At 67.1% G+C, this 16283-nt stretch carries 14 protein-coding genes; 7 read left to right on the forward strand and 7 right to left on the reverse strand.

The window, feature by feature from the left end; genetic code table 11:
- Positions 1 to 19 precede the first annotated feature (19 nt).
- From Q0C42_RS09130 to Q0C42_RS09155, 6 genes are all read left to right on the forward strand, one after another.
- The gene (locus tag Q0C42_RS09130) at positions 20 to 1102 is read left to right on the forward strand and encodes an FAD-binding protein (protein ID WP_295074528.1); all 1083 of its coding nucleotides are present in this window, start codon (positions 20 to 22) and stop codon (positions 1100 to 1102) included.
- A complete protein-coding gene (glcF, locus tag Q0C42_RS09135) occupies positions 1102 to 2388 on the forward strand; it encodes a glycolate oxidase subunit GlcF (protein ID WP_295074529.1) in 1287 nt (428 codons plus the stop codon). Before Q0C42_RS09130 ends, glcF begins: the two co-directional genes overlap by 1 nt.
- A gap of 75 nt (positions 2389 to 2463) precedes the next feature.
- Complete coding sequence (locus tag Q0C42_RS09140; protein WP_295074530.1) at positions 2464 to 3279, forward strand: trypsin-like serine protease; 816 nt, start codon at positions 2464 to 2466, stop codon at positions 3277 to 3279.
- Positions 3276 to 4124 carry a serine protease gene (locus Q0C42_RS09145; RefSeq protein ID WP_295074531.1) on the forward strand — a complete coding sequence of 283 codons (849 nt, stop codon included), beginning with the start codon at positions 3276 to 3278 and terminating at the stop codon, positions 4122 to 4124. Before Q0C42_RS09140 ends, Q0C42_RS09145 begins: the two co-directional genes overlap by 4 nt.
- A gap of 122 nt (positions 4125 to 4246) precedes the next feature.
- Positions 4247 to 4717, forward strand: a complete 471-nt coding sequence (locus Q0C42_RS09150) for an Hsp20 family protein (RefSeq protein ID WP_295074532.1) — start codon at positions 4247 to 4249, stop codon at positions 4715 to 4717.
- Positions 4718 to 4928: 211 nt separating this feature from the next.
- Complete coding sequence (locus Q0C42_RS09155) at positions 4929 to 6149, forward strand: aminotransferase class I/II-fold pyridoxal phosphate-dependent enzyme (protein ID WP_295074533.1); 1221 nt, start codon at positions 4929 to 4931, stop codon at positions 6147 to 6149.
- An 81-nt stretch (positions 6150 to 6230) separates the two neighbouring features.
- Here the strand turns inward: Q0C42_RS09155 and Q0C42_RS09160 are convergent, their stop codons facing one another.
- Positions 6231 to 8327 (reverse strand): VWA domain-containing protein, encoded by a 2097-nt coding sequence (locus Q0C42_RS09160; RefSeq protein WP_295074534.1) that lies wholly within the window; start codon positions 8325 to 8327, stop codon positions 6231 to 6233.
- On the reverse strand, positions 8324 to 8860 hold the full coding sequence (locus Q0C42_RS09165; protein WP_295074535.1) for an RNA polymerase sigma factor: 537 nt from the start codon (positions 8858 to 8860) through the stop codon (positions 8324 to 8326). The genes Q0C42_RS09160 and Q0C42_RS09165 overlap by 4 nt, the downstream gene beginning before the upstream one ends.
- Before the next feature lie 131 nt (positions 8861 to 8991).
- Here Q0C42_RS09165 and Q0C42_RS09170 point away from each other — a divergent pair, with 131 nt between their 5' ends.
- The gene (locus Q0C42_RS09170) at positions 8992 to 10920 is read left to right on the forward strand and encodes a DUF3857 domain-containing transglutaminase family protein (RefSeq protein WP_295074536.1); all 1929 of its coding nucleotides are present in this window, start codon (positions 8992 to 8994) and stop codon (positions 10918 to 10920) included.
- 65 nt (positions 10921 to 10985) lie between these two features.
- On the opposite strand, the gene Q0C42_RS09175 is transcribed toward Q0C42_RS09170, so the two are convergent.
- The 5 genes from Q0C42_RS09175 to Q0C42_RS09195 all read right to left on the reverse strand — a co-directional run bounded on the left by Q0C42_RS09175 (position 10986) and on the right by Q0C42_RS09195 (position 16111).
- The gene (locus tag Q0C42_RS09175) at positions 10986 to 11471 is read right to left on the reverse strand and encodes a peptidoglycan-binding domain-containing protein (protein ID WP_295074537.1); all 486 of its coding nucleotides are present in this window, start codon (positions 11469 to 11471) and stop codon (positions 10986 to 10988) included.
- 147 nt (positions 11472 to 11618) lie between these two features.
- Positions 11619 to 12740 (reverse strand): pyridoxal phosphate-dependent aminotransferase, encoded by a 1122-nt coding sequence (locus tag Q0C42_RS09180; RefSeq protein ID WP_295074538.1) that lies wholly within the window; start codon positions 12738 to 12740, stop codon positions 11619 to 11621.
- A gap of 88 nt (positions 12741 to 12828) precedes the next feature.
- On the reverse strand, positions 12829 to 13560 hold the full coding sequence (locus tag Q0C42_RS09185; RefSeq protein WP_295074539.1) for an SDR family NAD(P)-dependent oxidoreductase: 732 nt from the start codon (positions 13558 to 13560) through the stop codon (positions 12829 to 12831).
- 73 nt (positions 13561 to 13633) lie between these two features.
- A complete protein-coding gene (yghU, locus tag Q0C42_RS09190; RefSeq protein ID WP_295074540.1) occupies positions 13634 to 14479 on the reverse strand; it encodes a glutathione-dependent disulfide-bond oxidoreductase in 846 nt (281 codons plus the stop codon).
- A 153-nt stretch (positions 14480 to 14632) separates the two neighbouring features.
- Positions 14633 to 16111: an NAD-dependent succinate-semialdehyde dehydrogenase gene (locus Q0C42_RS09195; RefSeq protein WP_295074541.1), complete on the reverse strand. Its 1479-nt coding sequence runs from the start codon at positions 16109 to 16111 to the stop codon at positions 14633 to 14635.
- Positions 16112 to 16283: the final 172 nt, after the last annotated feature.

A 16283-nucleotide genomic window follows, 5' to 3' on the forward strand; every position in this document is an offset into this window, starting at 1 on the left:
AAAGATGAAAGGCAGGTCGATGCGGCCGACGAGCGAAGCGGAACTGGCGGAAGCCGTGGCAGGTGCCTCCGGGCCGCTTCTGGTGCGGGGCGGCGGCACGCGGACGCTGGGCCATGCCGTGGGCGAGGTGCTGGAAACCGGCGGCCTGTCGGGGGTGGAGCTTTACGAACCCGGAGCCCTGACGCTGGTGGTGAGGGCCGGGACGGCACTGGCCGAGGTGACGCAGGTGCTGGCAGGCGAACGCCAGCGGCTGGCGTTCGAGGTGCCGGACTTGCGCGGGCTTCTGGGCCGCGAGGGCGTGTCGACCATCGGGGGTGTGGTGGCGTCAAACGCCTCGGGCCCGCGGCGGGTGCAGGTCGGGGCCTGCCGGGATGCGCTTTTGGGCGTGCGCTTCGTCGACGGGGCCGGGACGGTGGTGAAGAATGGCGGGCGAGTGATGAAGAACGTCACCGGCTATGATCTGGTAAAGCTTCTGGCCGGCAGCCGGGGGACTCTGGGCGTGCTGAGCGAGGTCAGCTTCAAGGTGCAGGCCCAGCCCGAGGCCGAGGCGACGCTGATGGTCGAGGGGCTTGATGACGTGGCGGGGCTTGCGGCGCTGCGTGCGGCCCTGGGATCGCCGTTTGATGTCTCGGGGGCGGCGCGGCACGGGGGGCGGAGCCTGATCCGCGTCGAGGGGATGGCGGGATCGGTGGGGTATCGGGTTCGCGAATTGACAGCGCGGATCGGCGGCGAGATTTCGGTGGTCGAGGGCGAGGCTTCGGCGGCGCTTTGGCGGCAGGTGCGGGACGTGGTGCCCTTCCACACTCGCACGGGCGACGTCTGGCGGATTGCGACCCTTCCCACGGTGGCCGCCATGATCGTGGAGCAGCTGAAGGGCGAGGCAGTCTGGGACTGGGGCGGTGGGCTGATCTGGCTTTTGCTGGACCCCGGCCGGGGCGCTGACGTCGCGGCGGCCATCGCGGGGCGCGGACATGCCACGCTGGTCCGGGGGCAGGGCGCGCCCGCCTTCCCACCGGAGGCGCCGGAGGTTGCGGCGCTGGTCGCGGGCGTGAAGGCGAAGTTCGATCCGCGCGGAATACTCAATGCCGGGATGATGGGCTGATGCAGACGAACTTCACCGCCGAACAGTTGACCGACCCCGGCATCCAGCGGGCGAACGAGATCCTGCGCTCTTGCGTGCATTGCGGCTTCTGCACCGCGACCTGCCCGACCTATCAGGTGCTGGGCGACGAGCTCGACAGTCCCCGGGGCCGCATCTATCTGATCAAGGACATGCTGGAGGCGGGCCGCCCGGCGGATGAGAAGACCGTCAAGCACATCGACCGCTGCCTGTCCTGCCTCGCCTGCATGACCACCTGTCCCTCGGGCGTGCATTACATGCACCTCGTCGACCACGCCCGGGCGCATATCGAGAAGACCTACAAGCGCCCCCTGATGGACCGGGTCCTGCGCGCCGTTCTGGCGCGGGTGATCCCCTATCCGGGCCGCTTCAGGCTGGCGCTGCTGGCGGCCAAGATCGGCAGGCCCTTTGCCTGGATGATCCCCGACGCGCGGGTTCAGGCGATGCTGCGGATGGCCCCGAAGACGATCCCCCCGGTCAGCCGCAACGATGACCCGCAGGTCTTCCCGGCGCAAGGCGAACGGCGGATGCGAGTCGCGTTGATGACGGGCTGCGCTCAAAAGGCGCTGAACACCGACATCAACGACGCCACCATCCGGCTTTTGCGGCGGCTGGGCTGCGAGGTCGTCGTGGCGAAGGGCCAGGGCTGCTGCGGGGCCCTGACGCATCACATGGGCAAGGAGGACCTGTCCCATGCCTCCGCCGCCGCCAATATCCGCTCCTGGATAGCCGAGAAGCGGGCAGGGGGGCTGGATGCCATCGTCATCAACACCTCGGGCTGTGGGACGACGGTGAAGGACTACGGCCACATGTTCCGCACCGACCCCTTGGCCGAAGATGCAGCGACCGTGGCCGGATTGGCCAAGGATATCAGCGAAGTGCTGGTCACACTTGGCCTGCCGCAAGGTGCGCCCAAGGGGTTGCGGGTCGCCTATCATGCGGCCTGCAGCCTGCAGCACGGCCAGCAGATCAAGACCGCACCCAAAGACCTGCTGAAACGCGCCGGTTTCGAGGTGGTGGAGCCCGCCGACAGCCACCTCTGCTGTGGCAGCGCGGGCACGTACAACCTCCTCCAGCCCGAAATCAGCGCCGATCTCAAGCGCCGCAAGGTCCGGACGCTGGAGGCAAAAGCCCCCCAGGTCATCGCTGCGGGCAACATCGGCTGCATGATGCAGATCGGGTCCGGGACCACCGTTCCGGTCGTCCATACCGTCGAACTTCTCGATTGGGCCACAGGGGGGCCGAAACCGCGCGCGCTGGAGACGTGAGGGGCTTGCGCTGATCGCCGCAAATCCGCCAAAGTCCGCAGATAGCTCTGCACCCGCGCGGAAAGGGGAGGTTCCATGCGTCACCTGATCCCCGGACTTCTGGCGGCGGGGCTGGCCCTTGCAGGCATGGCCCAGGCGCAGGCTCTCGACGACGGCATGGTCAAGCTGGAAACGGCGGACGATTCGCGCGGTTGGGATGCCGTCGGCAAACTGGTCATGGGCAAGCAGGGGTTCTGCACCGGCGCCCTGATCGGCCCGCAACTGGTGCTGACCGCCGCGCATTGCCTTTACGACAAGACCACCGGGGTCCAGATGCGGCCCGAGGAGATGGAATTCCAGGCCGGCTTCCGAAATGGCCGCGCCGTGGCCTACCGCAGTGTCAGCCGCGCGGTGACGCATCCGGACTACCGCTATGGGGCGACGGACAAGATGGACCGGGTCAGCGGCGACCTGGCACTTCTGGAACTCAGCCAGCCGATCCGCCTGCCCTCGCTTGAACCTTTCGAGACCGGGGCCTCTCCGGTCCAGGGCGACGCGGTGGATGTCGTGTCCTATGCGCAATACCGCGAGGAAGCGCCGACGATCCAGCAAGCCTGCGAAGTCCTCGCCGACGAACGCAAGGCCCTGATCCTGACCTGCAGCGTTGATTTCGGCTCGTCCGGCGCGCCGGTCTTCACCTTCGTGGATGGGGTCGCCCGCGTGGTATCGGTGATCTCGGCCAAGGCCGAGGTCGATGGCCGCAAGGTCTCGGTCGCCGTTCCGCTGGCCGAGGCGCTGGTCGCCTTGCGCGCCGCGTTGGAAGACAGCCGGGCAGACTCCTTTGCGGGGGCCAAGAAGGTCACCGTGCTTTCGGGCGGCACCGGGGCGGGTGCCAAGTTCGTGCGGCCATGAGGGCGCTGCTGGCCGTGCTGCTGCTTGCCGGCCCTGCGGTGGCGCAAGAGAACTCCGGCCTGGCCGAACTGGTCACGCGGGAAGAGCTGCGCGGCTTCGAGCCCGTCGGTCGTGTCGACATCGAGAACGGCGGTTTCTGCACCGGAACGCTGATTGCCCCCGACCTGGTGCTGACCGCCGCGCATTGCGCGATGGAGCCGGGCGGCCCCATAGCCGCCGACCGGATCACCTTTCGTGCCGGACTTGCCTACGGGACTGCTCTGGTCGAAGCGCAGGTCCTGCGCACGGTCGTCGACCCGGCCTACCGCCCCGTCGATCCCGCGCCGCCCGAGATCATTGAGCGCGACGTGGCCCTGTTGCAACTGGCCGAACCGATCCCCAGCGCGCTGATCTCGCCCTATGCCGTGGCGCGGCCCACGTCCGGCGACGAGGTCAGCGTGGTGTCCTACGCCCAGGGCCGGGAAGAGGCGCTGTCCTGGCAGCGCGTCTGCCATGTGGTCGGGCGCGAAGGGCGGCTGATTGCCTTCGACTGCGAGGTCAGCTTCGGCTCGTCGGGGGCGCCGGTGCTGGATCGGTCCGGATACCGGCCAAGGATCGTCTCGATCGTCTCGGCCGGGGGCGAATATGAGGGCGAGGCGGTTTCTTTCGGCATGGAACTGCCCGCACAGGTGGACTGGCTGAAGGCCGCGCTCCGCCGGGGCGAGGTGACCAGCGAGGCAACGGCCCCAGCGGCTGCAGAGGGCGGGGCGTCCCCCTCGGCAATGCCGGGCAAGCCTGCAAAGCGCATCGTCCTTCAGGGCGAGGATGCAACCCGCCGCAGTGGCGCGCGCTTCGTCTCGCCCTAGGCGTCTTGAAACCGGATTTGCCGCTTCCTACCTGAGGGACATCCGGGTGCCATGACGGGCCCGGGCAACTGCCTTGCCCCGTTCCGGGGAAGGCCCCTGACATCGCTTCCAGGAGGATGACAATGCGCAACCTTGATTTCGCACCGCTGTACCGTGCCACCGTCGGCTTTGACCGGATCGCCGATCTGATGGACCGCGTTCTGACCACCGATGTGGCCCAGCCGACCTACCCGCCCTACAACATCGAAAAGACCGCCGAGGATGCCTATCGCATCTCGATCGCCGTTGCCGGGTTCACCCCCGACGATCTTTCGGTCGAGGTCAAGGACGGCTCGCTTTTCGTCACCGCCCGCAAGGCGGCGGAGGAGACCGGCCGCACTTACCTGCACCGCGGGATCGCCACCCGCGCGTTCGAGCGCCGCTTTGCCCTGGCCGACCACGTTCGCGTGGCGGGTGCCGTGCATGAGCATGGGATGCTTCACATCGACCTCGTCCGCGAAGTCCCCGAGGCGATGAAGCCCCGTCGGATCGAGATCGCCCGTACCCACGGCGCGACCAATGTGATCGAGGCGAAGCCCGAGCAGGTCAACTAGGACCGCGACAGCGGCAGCTTTTCCGAAGCCCGGGTTTGCGCCCGGGCTTCTTTCGTTTGTGCGCTTATGGGCCGACGGACTGCCACTGAACTGGCCGGTACTCGTGGCACTCGTCCGCTTCGCTTGGGCGCGGCTTCCAGAAAGAACGCGCTTTGAAGGTTGCGCACGCCTGTCCGGCGACGGATGAAGGGCCAAAGGAAAGGCCCGTCCCATGTCCGACCAGAAGTTGCCCCCCGACCAGATGCAGCCCGCCACTCGGGCGCTGGATGCGGGCCTGGCCCCCGATCCGGTCACCGGGGCCATCGCGCCGAACCTCGTCGCCTCTGTCAACAACACCTTCACCCCCGGCACCGCAGGCTTTTCCGCCGAAGGCGCCGACCTGACCGAACAGCCCTACCTCTACGCCCGCTGGACCAACCCCACTGTCCGGGCGCTGGAGGAACGGCTCGCGGGCCTGGAAGGGGCCGAGGATGCGCTGGCCACCGCGACCGGCGTCGCCGCTGCCGCCGCGGTCTTCCTGACCTTCCTCAACGCCGGAGACCACCTGATCGTCTCCGAGGTCTGCTATGCGGGGGTCTATGAACTCGCGACCCGCATCCTTCCCGATCTTGGCATCGCGGTCACCCCTTGCGATCTGACCGACCCCGCCGCCGTCCGCGCCGCAGTGCGCCCCACGACGCGGCTGATCCACGCCGAGACGCCCTGCAACCCGATCTTGCGGCTGACCGACCTTGCGGCCCTGAGCGCCGTCGCCCGCGAGGCCGGGGTCCTCCTCTCGGTCGACAGCACCCTCGCGACCCCGGTGATCACCCGCCCGCTGGACCACGGAGTCGACCTGGTGATCCACTCGCTGACCAAGTTCATGAACGGCCACGGCGATGCACTGGGCGGGGCCGTTATTGGCCGCAAGGACCTGATCTCCCGCATCCGCTCGCGCGCCGGGGTCTACCTGGGCGCGACGCTTTCGGCGCAGAACGCCTGGCTGATCCTGCGTGGCCTCGATACCCTTTACCCCCGGCTGCGGATGGCCAGTCAGACAGCTTCGGAACTGACCGGCTGGCTTGCCCGCCACCCCGCCATCGCCCGCGTCACCTGGCCGGGGGCCGATGATCACCCCCAGCGCGAGATTGCCCGGCGACAGATGGCCCTTGGCGGCGCGATGATCGCCTTCCAGACCCGGCAGGACCCCGCAACCCTCGCGGCCCGCATGGCCGACCGCTTCCGCATCATCCACTACGCCTTCTCGCTGGGCCACCAACGTTCGATCTGCGTGCATATCGGCACCGACGAGATCCAGCGCAGCACCTTCCGGATGGAGGGCGCTGCACTGTCGCGTTGGAAAGATTGGGCGGGCGAGGGCGTCTTCCGCCTCTCGGTCGGCCTGGAAGATCCCGCCGACCTGATTGCCGACCTCTCCCGCGTCCTCGACTGACCGCTCCTCGTTGACTTCGTCACTCGTCGCTGACCCGCGACGAGGAGACGAAGTCGAACGAGGAGCATTCCTTATAAGCCGTCAGTTCGCCGACAGGCTCTCGGCCAGCCGCATCAGGTTCACCGCCTCGATCCGGTAGCCGAAGGCATCCTCGCCCCGGTTCGCCACGGCCAGCTCAATCGCCTGATCCCAGCCCCAGTCGCCCAGGTAGACGGAACCCTGCAACAGCTGCCCGAAGCCCGCGACAGCCGCTGCAAACCGCGTCTCGGTAGAGGCCGCTTCCGCTCCGGTAATCGGCGTCTCGACCAGAGTGGACGCATCCTCACCCGGAGCCTTCCAGCGCAGCCGGAGGAAGCCAAGCTCGCTTGCCTTGCTTTTTTCCACGGCCCCGCCATAGCGCAGCGGGTCGTTCAGCAGCTCATCCGACCCCGGAGCGGTCACCTCGTAGATCGCCGTGACCTGCGTCCCGGCCCCGATCTCGCCCGCGTCCACGGCGTCGTTGTTGAAATCCTCACGCCGCAGCGCGCGGGTTTCATAGCCGATCAGCCGGTATTCCGCGACGGCGGCGGGGTTCCATTCGACCTGGATCTTCACATCGTCCGCGATGGGGAAGAGGGCTCCAGTCAACTGGTCGACCAGCACCTTCCGCGCCTCGGACAGGGTGTCGATATAGGCCGCCGTCCCGTTCCCGTTCTGCGCCAGCGACTGCATCACCGCGTCGTCCAGGTTCCCGCGTCCGAAGCCCAGCACCGACAGGTAGGTCCCGGTCTTGCGCTGCTTGGCCACGTAAGCCTCCAGCCCGTCGGGATCGCTGACCCCCACGTTGAAGTCCCCATCCGTCGCCAGCAGGATCCGCGTGACCTCGCCCTCGGCCTTCATCCCCTCGGCCACCCGATAGGCCAGTTCCAGCCCCTCGGCCCCCGCCGTGGACCCGCCCGCCATCAGGGCCTCCAGCGACGACAGGATCGCCGCGCGGTCCTTGGCAGCCGTCGGCGGCAGTACCAGCCCCGCCGATCCGGCATAGGTGACGATCGACACCTGATCCTCGGGCCGCAGTTCAGCCAGCATCAGCGACAGCGACTGCTTCAGAAGCGGCAGCTTGTTGGCATCCTCCATCGACCCCGAAGTGTCGATCAGGAACACCAGGTTCAACGGAGGCCTTGTGGCCACTTCGGGCAAGGCCCCCTGGATGCCGATGGTCACGAGCCGGGTGCCGGGGTTCCAGGGCGTCGGCATCACGGAAATCGTCGAGGCAAAGGCCGCCTCCCCCTCGGGCGCCGCATAGGCGTAGGGGAAATAGTTCACCATTTCCTCGATCCGCACCTGATCCGGCGTCGGCAGGAAGCCCCCGGTCAGCGAGGACCGCACCACGGCATAGGACGCGGTATCCACGTCGATGGAGAAGGTCGAGACCGGCTCTTCGGCCGTCACCGTCACCGGGTTTGGGGCCTCGTTGGCATAGGCTTCGGTGTTCTCGACCGGCGGCGCCAAGGCATCCGGGGCAGGGGCGGTGACATATCCCACCGTCCCGTCCAGCGCCGGTGCTTCGGCGCGCAACCGCATCTCTGTACTGGCCATCTCCTCGGCGGGCGACGCGGGCAGGGCTTCCATCTCGGCCATCGGGGCTTCGACCAGCGGTTCGGCCATTGCAGACGAGGCCGCGTCACCCTCGATTGTCCGGCCCACGTCGTCCGCCGCGACCTTGGCCTCGGGAGCCTGGGCGATCACCACCGCGCCGGGCTGGATACCGGCGTCTTCGGTCACGGCAGTGCCCTCTCCACCGGTCGGCGCGGCCGTGGTCGCGGGGGCGGCCTCGGGCGACACCACGGATTCGGTCTTCCGGGCCACCGGAGTTTCGACAACCACGGAGGGCTTGCCGATCCGCAGATCGGCGACCGGCAGGATCACCGCGACACCGATGATCAGCGCCGCGACCGAGGTGGTGGCAGCAAGGGCAGGGCGGGAGGTCAGGTAGTGGAACATGCGACGTACTCCGTTCAGGGGGGCCGCGCGGGGGCGGTCCTCACTGGAACGGGCGGGACCGGTCGATCCTTGGAAGGAGTCGTCCAGCCGGTCAAAATTTTCTATCGCAAGCTGCATCGCCCGCGCCTTCGCCTCCCCATCCGGGGCCGGTGCGGCCGTCAGCGCGCGGCGGAGGTCGTCAAGATCGTCGGTCATCTGGCGTCCTCCTTTGCCTTGGCCCGCAGGCGTTTCTTCACTTCGCTCATCCGCCAGGCGATTGTCCCTTCGGAGACACCCAGCACAACCCCCGCCTCGCCCTGGGTCATCTCTTCGCCCAGCACCAGCGCCACGGTATCCCGCAATTCCGGCGACAGCTGGGTCATCGCCTGTGCCAGCCAATCCGATGCCTCGGCCTGCACCGCGATCTCGTCCTGCCGCGCGATCTCCCAGTCACCCCAGCCCTGCGAGGCGCGCGCCCGGGTCGCTTGCCGCCGCCGCAGGTCATGCGCCGCGTTCACGACGACGCGGTAAAGCCAGGTGGTGAACTTCGCCTCGCCGCGCCAGTTTCGCAGCTTGGCGGGCAGGGCCGCACAGATGTCCTGCGTCAGATCCTCGGCCTCGGCTTTCGATCCCGTCAGCCGCCAGGCAAGCCCGTGGACGCGGTCGTAGTGCCGCCCGACCAACGTCGCAAAGGCCGCCCGGTCGCCCTGGGCAGCAGCATTGGCCAGCATCTCGTCGGGCGTGTCCATCAGCATCACTTACACAAGACGCGGGCCGAACGGCAATCCTTGGCCCCGGTCAGGAAAACCTGCATCGGGAAATCCTTTGCGCGGGTGCCGCCACCGGCTACCCTGCGGGAAATTCACTGTCCGGGTTCCCGATGCGTCTGTTTTCCCTGGTTCTGGCCCTTTGCCTTTTCGCCCCGCCGCTTGCCGCCCAGACCCTCGCGATCGCCGAGGACCCCGCCTGGGCCGACATCGAACCCATTCCCGAAGGCGACGCCTCCCTCCGCGCCGAAGTCGAGGAGGGGCAGTTCTTCCTGCTCTCCGACCACCAGATCCGCTGGGACGGCGAGGTGAAACAGTCCTGGAACCGCATCGCCACCGAGGTGACCGACCGCGCGGGGTTGGAGGAGCTGGCGACGATCCAGGTCGATTTCGATCCCGCCCGCGACGTAGCCAGCCTGACCCGGCTGAGGATCCACCGCGGCGGGCAGGTGATCGACCTCAAGCCCACCATCTCGCCCCAGGTCTACCGCCGCGAGACGCGGCTGGAGGAGGGGATCATCGACGGCACCCTTACCGCCGTTGTGCAGGTCCCGGACCTGCGGGTGGGTGACGTGCTGGAACAGGCGACGCTGCTGGAAAGCCGACCTCTCGTCGGCGGGTCCGAACGCAGCGGGTCGGTCTGGCTGGAATGGTCCACGCCCGTCGTTCTGTCGCGCACGCTTCTGACCTGGCCCAAGGACCTTGCGCTGGAACTGGGTCCCATGCCGGACCGAGTGGGCTACAGCACCACCGACATGGGCGACGGGACCATCCGCCACGAATGGCGACGGCAGAACCACATCCCGCCGCTGGAAGAAGAAGGCGTGCCGAACGAGGTCATCGGGGATGCGCTCCTTCGCTTCTCGGACAGCCGCGACTGGACGCATCTGACACAGGCCCTGGTGCCGCACTACACGCGCGACTACCCCCTGCCGCCGGATTGGGAGCCGAAGGTCGACGCCATCGCCCGCGATCACGCAACACCCGCCGACCGCGCCTATGCGGCGCTGCGCCTGGTGCAGGACGAGCTTCGCTATGTCTCGCTGTCGGTAGGTGCCGGGGGCTACTTCGCCCGCACCCCGGCCGAGGCGATTGCCGCGGGCTTCGGCGACTGCAAGGACAAGTCGCTCCTGTTGCGCGTGATCCTCTCGCGCCTCGGGATTGAGGCCGCCGTTGCGCTGACCGACCTGGATGCGGGCTACAGCCTGCCCGATGAGCTGCCGACGCCCTACGTTTTCAACCACATGATCCTGCGCGCCACGCTGGGCGGCAAGCCGGTCTGGATGGACCCGACCGGCTCGCACGAGGCCGGGGGACAGGACACTGCGACGACGCCCGACTACGGCTATGCGCTTGCCGTGACCGACGGCCCCGCGGCGCTGGAGCGGATGGCGGTCACCCCCGACGTCACCTGGGTGGTCGAGGTGCGCGAGGACTATGTCTTCTCGCTGTTTGGCGTGGTCCTCAAGGTCGAAACCCGCCACCGCAGGGGTTCAGCAGATTCGGCGCGGGCGCGCTGGGCGACGACGCCGGTCTCGCAGATCGGGCGCGATTTCCTGGGTTACTACGAAGACCGCTACCCCGGGCTTCAGATGGCAGACCCACCCCGGATGGTGGATGACCGGGAAGCGAATCTGGTGACGGTAAGTGAAAGCTATTTCCTGCCCTCTCTGGCGCTGAACCGGAACGGCCTCGGACAGGACTTCGTCTTTGCCCCCGAAGGTATGGCCGACGCTTTCCCCGACCGGATCGTCCAGCCACGCCGCCTGCCGCTTTACATCGGCGGCCCCTGGAGAGCGACGCATGAAGTGCGTGTCCAAAACGCCCCGATCGAGTTCATCGCACCCGACCCCGTGACGATCAGCAACCAGGCCTTCGACTTCGATCTGGCGACCAAGGCCGACGGCAGCGACATGGTCCTGCGCTGGAGCTACACGCCCAAGATGCGCTCGGTCCCACCGGAACAGGCGGCGGCGATCATGGCCGACATCCAGGCCCTGCGCGACGCCATCTGGTTCTCCTGGGACCTGACCCCCGAATAGATGAAAGATATCCGGCCCGGGTTGGGGGGAACCCGGGCCAGAGCCGACGACGGACCCCTTGGGGACTAGAACAGCAGCCCGTCGTAGACGCCGTAAGCCTTGGCCGTGGTCGACAGCGATGTGCCTTCGTCACGGGCATAGGCGGTGATCGCATTGTAGGTGCCGGGGCCGAACGACCCGTCGATCCCGCCGCGGTAGTAGCCCCAGGCGCGCAGGTTGCGCTGGATCGCCTTGCGCTCGCGGGCCGAATAACTTTGGAAAGCCCGCGCCGCCGGGGTCGCGTAGATCGAGGTCGTGTGCCGCGGCTCGACATAGGTGTGGCGCGGCTCGACGAAGGTCGGGGCCGGGGCGACATAGACCGGGGCCGCTCCCATCCGGGCACGGCGGTTCTTCAGAATTTCGTCGACGATCACCGCGGTGGCGACACCGGCGACAAAGCCCTGTTCCTTCTCACCCCAGGCCAGCGCAGGCGTGGCGGGAACGGCGGCGATGGTCAGCGCGGTCAGGCCGGCAATCACTGTGGCCTTGGCGTTCATGACAGAGAGCAGCATGTCGTGTCCTTTCGTGGCTCCCGGGGCAGTCCGGGGTTCGATGCCATTGGTTATGGGCACCGCGGCCACGCTAGGCAAAATCAGCCGTGCGTTAGGGGAAAACGCCGGTCTGCTATCGGATAGCTTTCGCAAGATCAGGGGGTTAGGTCAGATCGACCCACTGCGCAGCAGCGCGGAAAGGCGTCCTAAACCTTCCTCCAACCGAGCTTCCGGCCCGCCACCGGCCCCGATGCGGATATGCTGCGGCAGCCCGTAAGCCGATCCGGGCAAGAGGAAGGTCCGGTACGGCGGCTGCAGCAGGGCCCGCGCCAGCGATTCTCCGTCCGTCCCCGTGACGCGCGCAAGACCGATCAGCCCCGCCTCGGGCCGGTGCCAGCTTAACCGGGGTTCCCCTACGACAAAGGCCTCCAGCCGGTCCAGCGTGGCCGCGCCTTCGGCCCGCGCCCGGCCAAGAGCCTCGGCCAGCCGCTGGGGCCGCAGCGCCACTTCGGCGATGTGCTCACCCAGGACATTCATGATCTCCGACCCGTTCTCGCGCAGGATCATCGCGTCGCGGATCACCTCTGCCGACTGGCAGATCATCCATCCGGTCCGCAACCCTTGCAGCCCCAGCGCCTTCGAGACCGAGCCCGTGGTGATCCCGTAGGGCGTCATCCCGGCGATCGAGGGGGGCCGCGGACCCGCCCACTCCAGCCCGGCATAGACCTCGTCCACCACCAGCCAGATGCCGTGCCTGTCCGCCAAGGCAGCAAGCGCGCGCAGGTCCGCTTCGGGGATAAGCCGCCCGGTGGGGTTGTTCGGGTTGGTCAGGAAGATCATCCGCGTCTTTGGCGTGATCGCCTTTTCCACCGCCTCGGGGTCCAGCCACCAGCCGCGCGCCTCGTCCCGCGCCACCTCGACCAGCCGGACGCCGATGGCCTTGGCCATTACCCCGGCCTGCGGCCAGCCCGGCGCTTCCGTGATGATCTCGTCCCCGGCGGTCAAAATCTGGCGGAACAGAAGATAATTCGCCTCCGCCGCCCCCGCTGTGATCAACACGCTGTCCAGCGGCAGGTCCAAGCCCGCCTGCTCCAGCACCCGCTGCCGCAAAGCGGGCAAGCCAAGGAAACTCTTGCCATTCCAGTCCAGCGACAGTTCGGGGTCAAGGTCCGCCAGGAAGTCCTTCAGCCTCGGCGACCGCGCCAGCGAAAAGCCGATGAAACACTCCGGCGGTTCCTGCGCCGTCGTCTCCAAGAGGTAGTCGAACAGCTTGTGGATCGTGACCTTCATTGCCCCTCCCGGCACCCCGGACTTTTTGAAAAGTCCGCCCCGGAGCCTTCAAAGGCTCCGTCCCGATTTCTTTCAAGAAATCGGCCTCCTACCGCACGTCGCGCCCCTGGTTCAGGATGATCACGTTCCCCGATGACACATCCCCCGCAGGCGAGATCAGGAACCCCACCCAGTTCGCAATCTCCTCGGGCTGCATCGCCCGCCCATGCGGCATGGCGCTGATCGCCTTCGCCAGCACCTCCTCGGTCAGCACATTGAAAAGGGGCGTCTCGGTCATCGCCGGGGCAATCGAGTTAACCGCGATCTTCTCGCGCGCATAGCGCCGGGCGAGGTCCTTGGTCAGCGTGTCCATCGCCGCCTTCGAAGCGCGGTAGTGCGGCGGGTCGAAGACGTCGAAATTGTAGGCCCCATTGGACGAGATATTGACGATCTTCCGCACCCCCGGCCGCCCCGCCATCGCCTTCACCGCGCCCTGGCAGCAGTGGAAGCATGAAGAGAAGTTGATCGCCATCTGCCGATCCAGCTCGCTGGCCGGAATGTCCGGAAAGTCCGACATGAAACAGGTCCCGGCGTTGTTCACCAGCGCGTCCACGCCCCCGAACCGCGCGGTCAGCCGGTCGAAAAGGTCCGCAATGGCGTCGGCATCCGTCAGGTCCACCGCCTCGGCCACGAACCCGTCGCGGTCCGCCGCCATTGTCAGCAGTGCCGCCCCGTCGATGTCGACGCCCACCACCGTCAATCCGTCGGCCAGCAAACGGTCGGTGAAGGCGCGGCCCAGCCCGCCTGCGGCCCCGGTGACGACGGCGATACGGGTGGTCATGTCTGCGCTCCCTGCGATGAAGCGGCCAGCCTAGGCGAAGCCCGAGGCCGGCTCAATCCATCCCGGTGCGTTGTCAGGGTGCTTTCGGCAAAGCGTCGAAATCCGCGGCGGAGTGGCGCTCGGGAAGCTTCTCCCACTCCTCCCCCCAGGAGCGGTTGACCATCCGCCCGCGCACGACCCCCGGTCGCGCGTCGATGCGCTTGGCCCAGGCGAGAACGTGGGTGTAGCTCTCCACATCCAGGAACTCGGCCGCGTTGTAGGCCCGGCCCAGCACCAGGTTGCCGTACCAGGCAAAGATCGCCATGTCGGCCAGGGAATACTCCCCGGCCATCCATTCGTTCGTCGCCAGATGCTGGTCCAGCACGTCCAGCTGCCGCTTCGATTCCATCGCATAGCGGTTGATCGCGTATTCGATCTTCACCGGCGCATAAGCATAGAAATGCCCGAAGCCGCCGCCGAGGAAGGGGGCGGAGCCCATCTGCCAGAACAGCCAGCTGAACATCTCGGTCCGCTGCGAGGCATCCTTCGGGATGAACGCGCCCCCGAACTTTTCCGCCAGATACAGCATGATCGACGCGGACTCGAAGACCCGCTGCCCGGTGCCATGATCCATCAGCGCCGGGATCTTCGAATTCGGGTTCACCGCCACGAAGCCCGACCCGAACTGGTCGCCCTTGCCGATGTCGATCAGCCAGGCGTCGTATTCCGCATCAGAGCCCGCTTCCAGCAGCTCCTCCAGCAGGATGGTCGCCTTCACCCCGTTCGGAGTCGCCAGCGAGTAAAGCTGCAAGGGATGCTTGCCGACCGGCAATTCCTTGTCGTGCGTGGCGCCTGCGATCGGACGGTTGATGCTGGCGAAGGTACCGCCCGAGGGCTGCTCCCATTTCCAGACCTTCGGCGGGGTATAGTCATCGGACATCAGAAAACCCTTCGCGTTGCGGATCGAACAGCAAAGCTAGTGCATCCCCCCGCCCCCTGCCAGAGGTCCGGACCTGCGGGACAGGACTGCCGGAATGCACAGTGCATGAAAAAGGGCGACCCGAAGGCCGCCCTTTGCACCGATTCCCACCCGTCAGATCGACAGGCAGATGTACTTCAGCTCCATGTAGTCATCCAGCCCATGACGCGAGCCTTCGCGGCCCAGGCCCGATTGCTTGACGCCGCCGAACGGCGCCATTTCGTTCGAGATCAGGCCGGTGTTCACGCCCACCATCCCGTATTCCAGCGCCTCCTGGACCCGGGTGATCCGCCCGATGTCGCGCGCGTAGAAGTACGAGGCCAGCCCGAAGATCGTCGCGTTGGCAAGCTCGATCACCTCTTCCTCGGTGTCGAACTTGAAGAGGGGGGCCAGCGGGCCGAAGGTTTCCTCGTTGGCAACCTTCATGTCGGGTTTCACGCCGGTCACGACCGTCGGCTGGAAGAAGGTGCCGCCCAGTTCATGCCGCTTGCCGCCGGTCACGATCTTGCCGCCGCCCGCCAGTACGTCGGCGATATGCTCCTCGACCTTGTCCACCGCCGAGGCGTTGATCAGCGGGCCGGTGGTGACGCCGGCCTTGAGGCCATCGCCGATGGAAAGCTTCTCGACAGCCACCGCCAGCTTCTTGGCAAAGGCGTCATAGACCCCGGCCTGCACGTAGATCCGGTTCGCGCAGACGCAGGTCTGGCCGTTGTTGCGGAACTTCGAGATCATCGCACCCTCGACCGCCGCATCCAGATCGGCGTCGTCAAAGACGATGAAGGGCGCGTTGCCGCCCAGTTCCATGCTGCATTTCAGGATCTGGTCGGCGGCCTGCTTCAGAAGGATGCGTCCCACTTCGGTGGACCCGGTAAAGGTCAGCTTGCGGATCAGCGGGTTCTCGCAGAACTCCTTGCCGATGTCCGACGACCGCTTCGAGGTGATGACCGAGAACAGCCCCTTCGGAACCCCGGCGCGTTCTGCCAGCAAGGCCAGCGCCAAGGCCGACAGCGGAGTCTCGGCCGCTGGGCGCGCCACGAAGCCGCAGCCCGCAGCCAGTGCCGGGGCCACCTTCCGCGCGATCATCGCGTTGGGGAAGTTCCACGGCGTGATCGACGCCGCCACGCCAATCGGCTGCTTCAGCACCTGGATGCGCTTGTCGCGCTGGTGGCCGGGAATGATCTCGCCGTAGGTGCGCTTGGCTTCCTCGCCGTAGAACTCGATGTAGCTGGAGCCATAGGCGATCTCGCCCTTGGCTTCGGCCAGCGGCTTGCCCATCTCGGCGGTCAGGATCGTGGCCAGGTCATCCTGGTTCGCCATGCACATGTCGAACCACTTGCGCAGCACCTGCGCGCGTTCCTTGGCCGTGCGCGAAGCCCATTCGCGGTGCGCGGCATGGGCGGCCTTGATCGCCCGTGCCGTCTCGGCCCGGCCAAGGTTCGGCAGTTCGCAGATCACGTCGCCGCGGGCGGGGTTGGTCACCGGGAAGGTGGTGCCATCATCGGCGGCGACCCACTCACCGGCGACATAGGACTTGGTCACCAGAAGCGAGGGGTCTTTCAGAAGAGACGCAAGGTCGGTCACGGAATCGAGCATGGGGGCCTCCATTTGTTACCCGAAGGCCTGCCACGCGAGGGGGCGGATGTCCAGTTTTCCGGGCCGCGTCAGGCCAAGGTTTGATCAAATCCCCGGCAAGCTGGACTTGTCACCCCGGAGTTTTCGAAAACTCCGGACCGGAGCCTTCAAAGGCTCCGTCGCGATTTCTTCG

Origin of the sequence: Tabrizicola sp. (genome assembly GCF_022842145.1) — a bacterium.
GTDB lineage: Bacteria > Pseudomonadota > Alphaproteobacteria > Rhodobacterales > Rhodobacteraceae > Tabrizicola.

What these genes read in the sequence shown, in the direction of transcription:
- Q0C42_RS09145 (WP_295074531.1), top strand. Translation starts at nt 3,276, where the DNA reads ATGAGGGCGCTGCTGGCCGTGCTGCTGCTTGCCGGCCCTGCGGTGGCG.
- Q0C42_RS09130 (WP_295074528.1), top strand. Translation starts at nt 20, where the DNA reads ATGCGGCCGACGAGCGAAGCGGAACTGGCGGAAGCCGTGGCAGGTGCC.
- Q0C42_RS09150 (WP_295074532.1), top strand. Translation starts at nt 4,247, where the DNA reads ATGCGCAACCTTGATTTCGCACCGCTGTACCGTGCCACCGTCGGCTTT.
- Q0C42_RS09165 (WP_295074535.1), bottom strand. Translation starts at nt 8,860, where the DNA reads ATGGACACGCCCGACGAGATGCTGGCCAATGCTGCTGCCCAGGGCGAC.
- Q0C42_RS09170 (WP_295074536.1), top strand. Translation starts at nt 8,992, where the DNA reads ATGCGTCTGTTTTCCCTGGTTCTGGCCCTTTGCCTTTTCGCCCCGCCG.
- glcF (WP_295074529.1), top strand. Translation starts at nt 1,102, where the DNA reads ATGCAGACGAACTTCACCGCCGAACAGTTGACCGACCCCGGCATCCAG.
- Q0C42_RS09155 (WP_295074533.1), top strand. Translation starts at nt 4,929, where the DNA reads ATGTCCGACCAGAAGTTGCCCCCCGACCAGATGCAGCCCGCCACTCGG.
- Q0C42_RS09140 (WP_295074530.1), top strand. Translation starts at nt 2,464, where the DNA reads ATGCGTCACCTGATCCCCGGACTTCTGGCGGCGGGGCTGGCCCTTGCA.
- Q0C42_RS09175 (WP_295074537.1), bottom strand. Translation starts at nt 11,471, where the DNA reads ATGCTGCTCTCTGTCATGAACGCCAAGGCCACAGTGATTGCCGGCCTG.
- Q0C42_RS09185 (WP_295074539.1), bottom strand. Translation starts at nt 13,560, where the DNA reads ATGACCACCCGTATCGCCGTCGTCACCGGGGCCGCAGGCGGGCTGGGC.
- yghU (WP_295074540.1), bottom strand. Translation starts at nt 14,479, where the DNA reads ATGTCCGATGACTATACCCCGCCGAAGGTCTGGAAATGGGAGCAGCCC.
- Q0C42_RS09195 (WP_295074541.1), bottom strand. Translation starts at nt 16,111, where the DNA reads ATGCTCGATTCCGTGACCGACCTTGCGTCTCTTCTGAAAGACCCCTCG.
- Q0C42_RS09180 (WP_295074538.1), bottom strand. Translation starts at nt 12,740, where the DNA reads ATGAAGGTCACGATCCACAAGCTGTTCGACTACCTCTTGGAGACGACG.
- Q0C42_RS09160 (WP_295074534.1), bottom strand. Translation starts at nt 8,327, where the DNA reads ATGACCGACGATCTTGACGACCTCCGCCGCGCGCTGACGGCCGCACCG.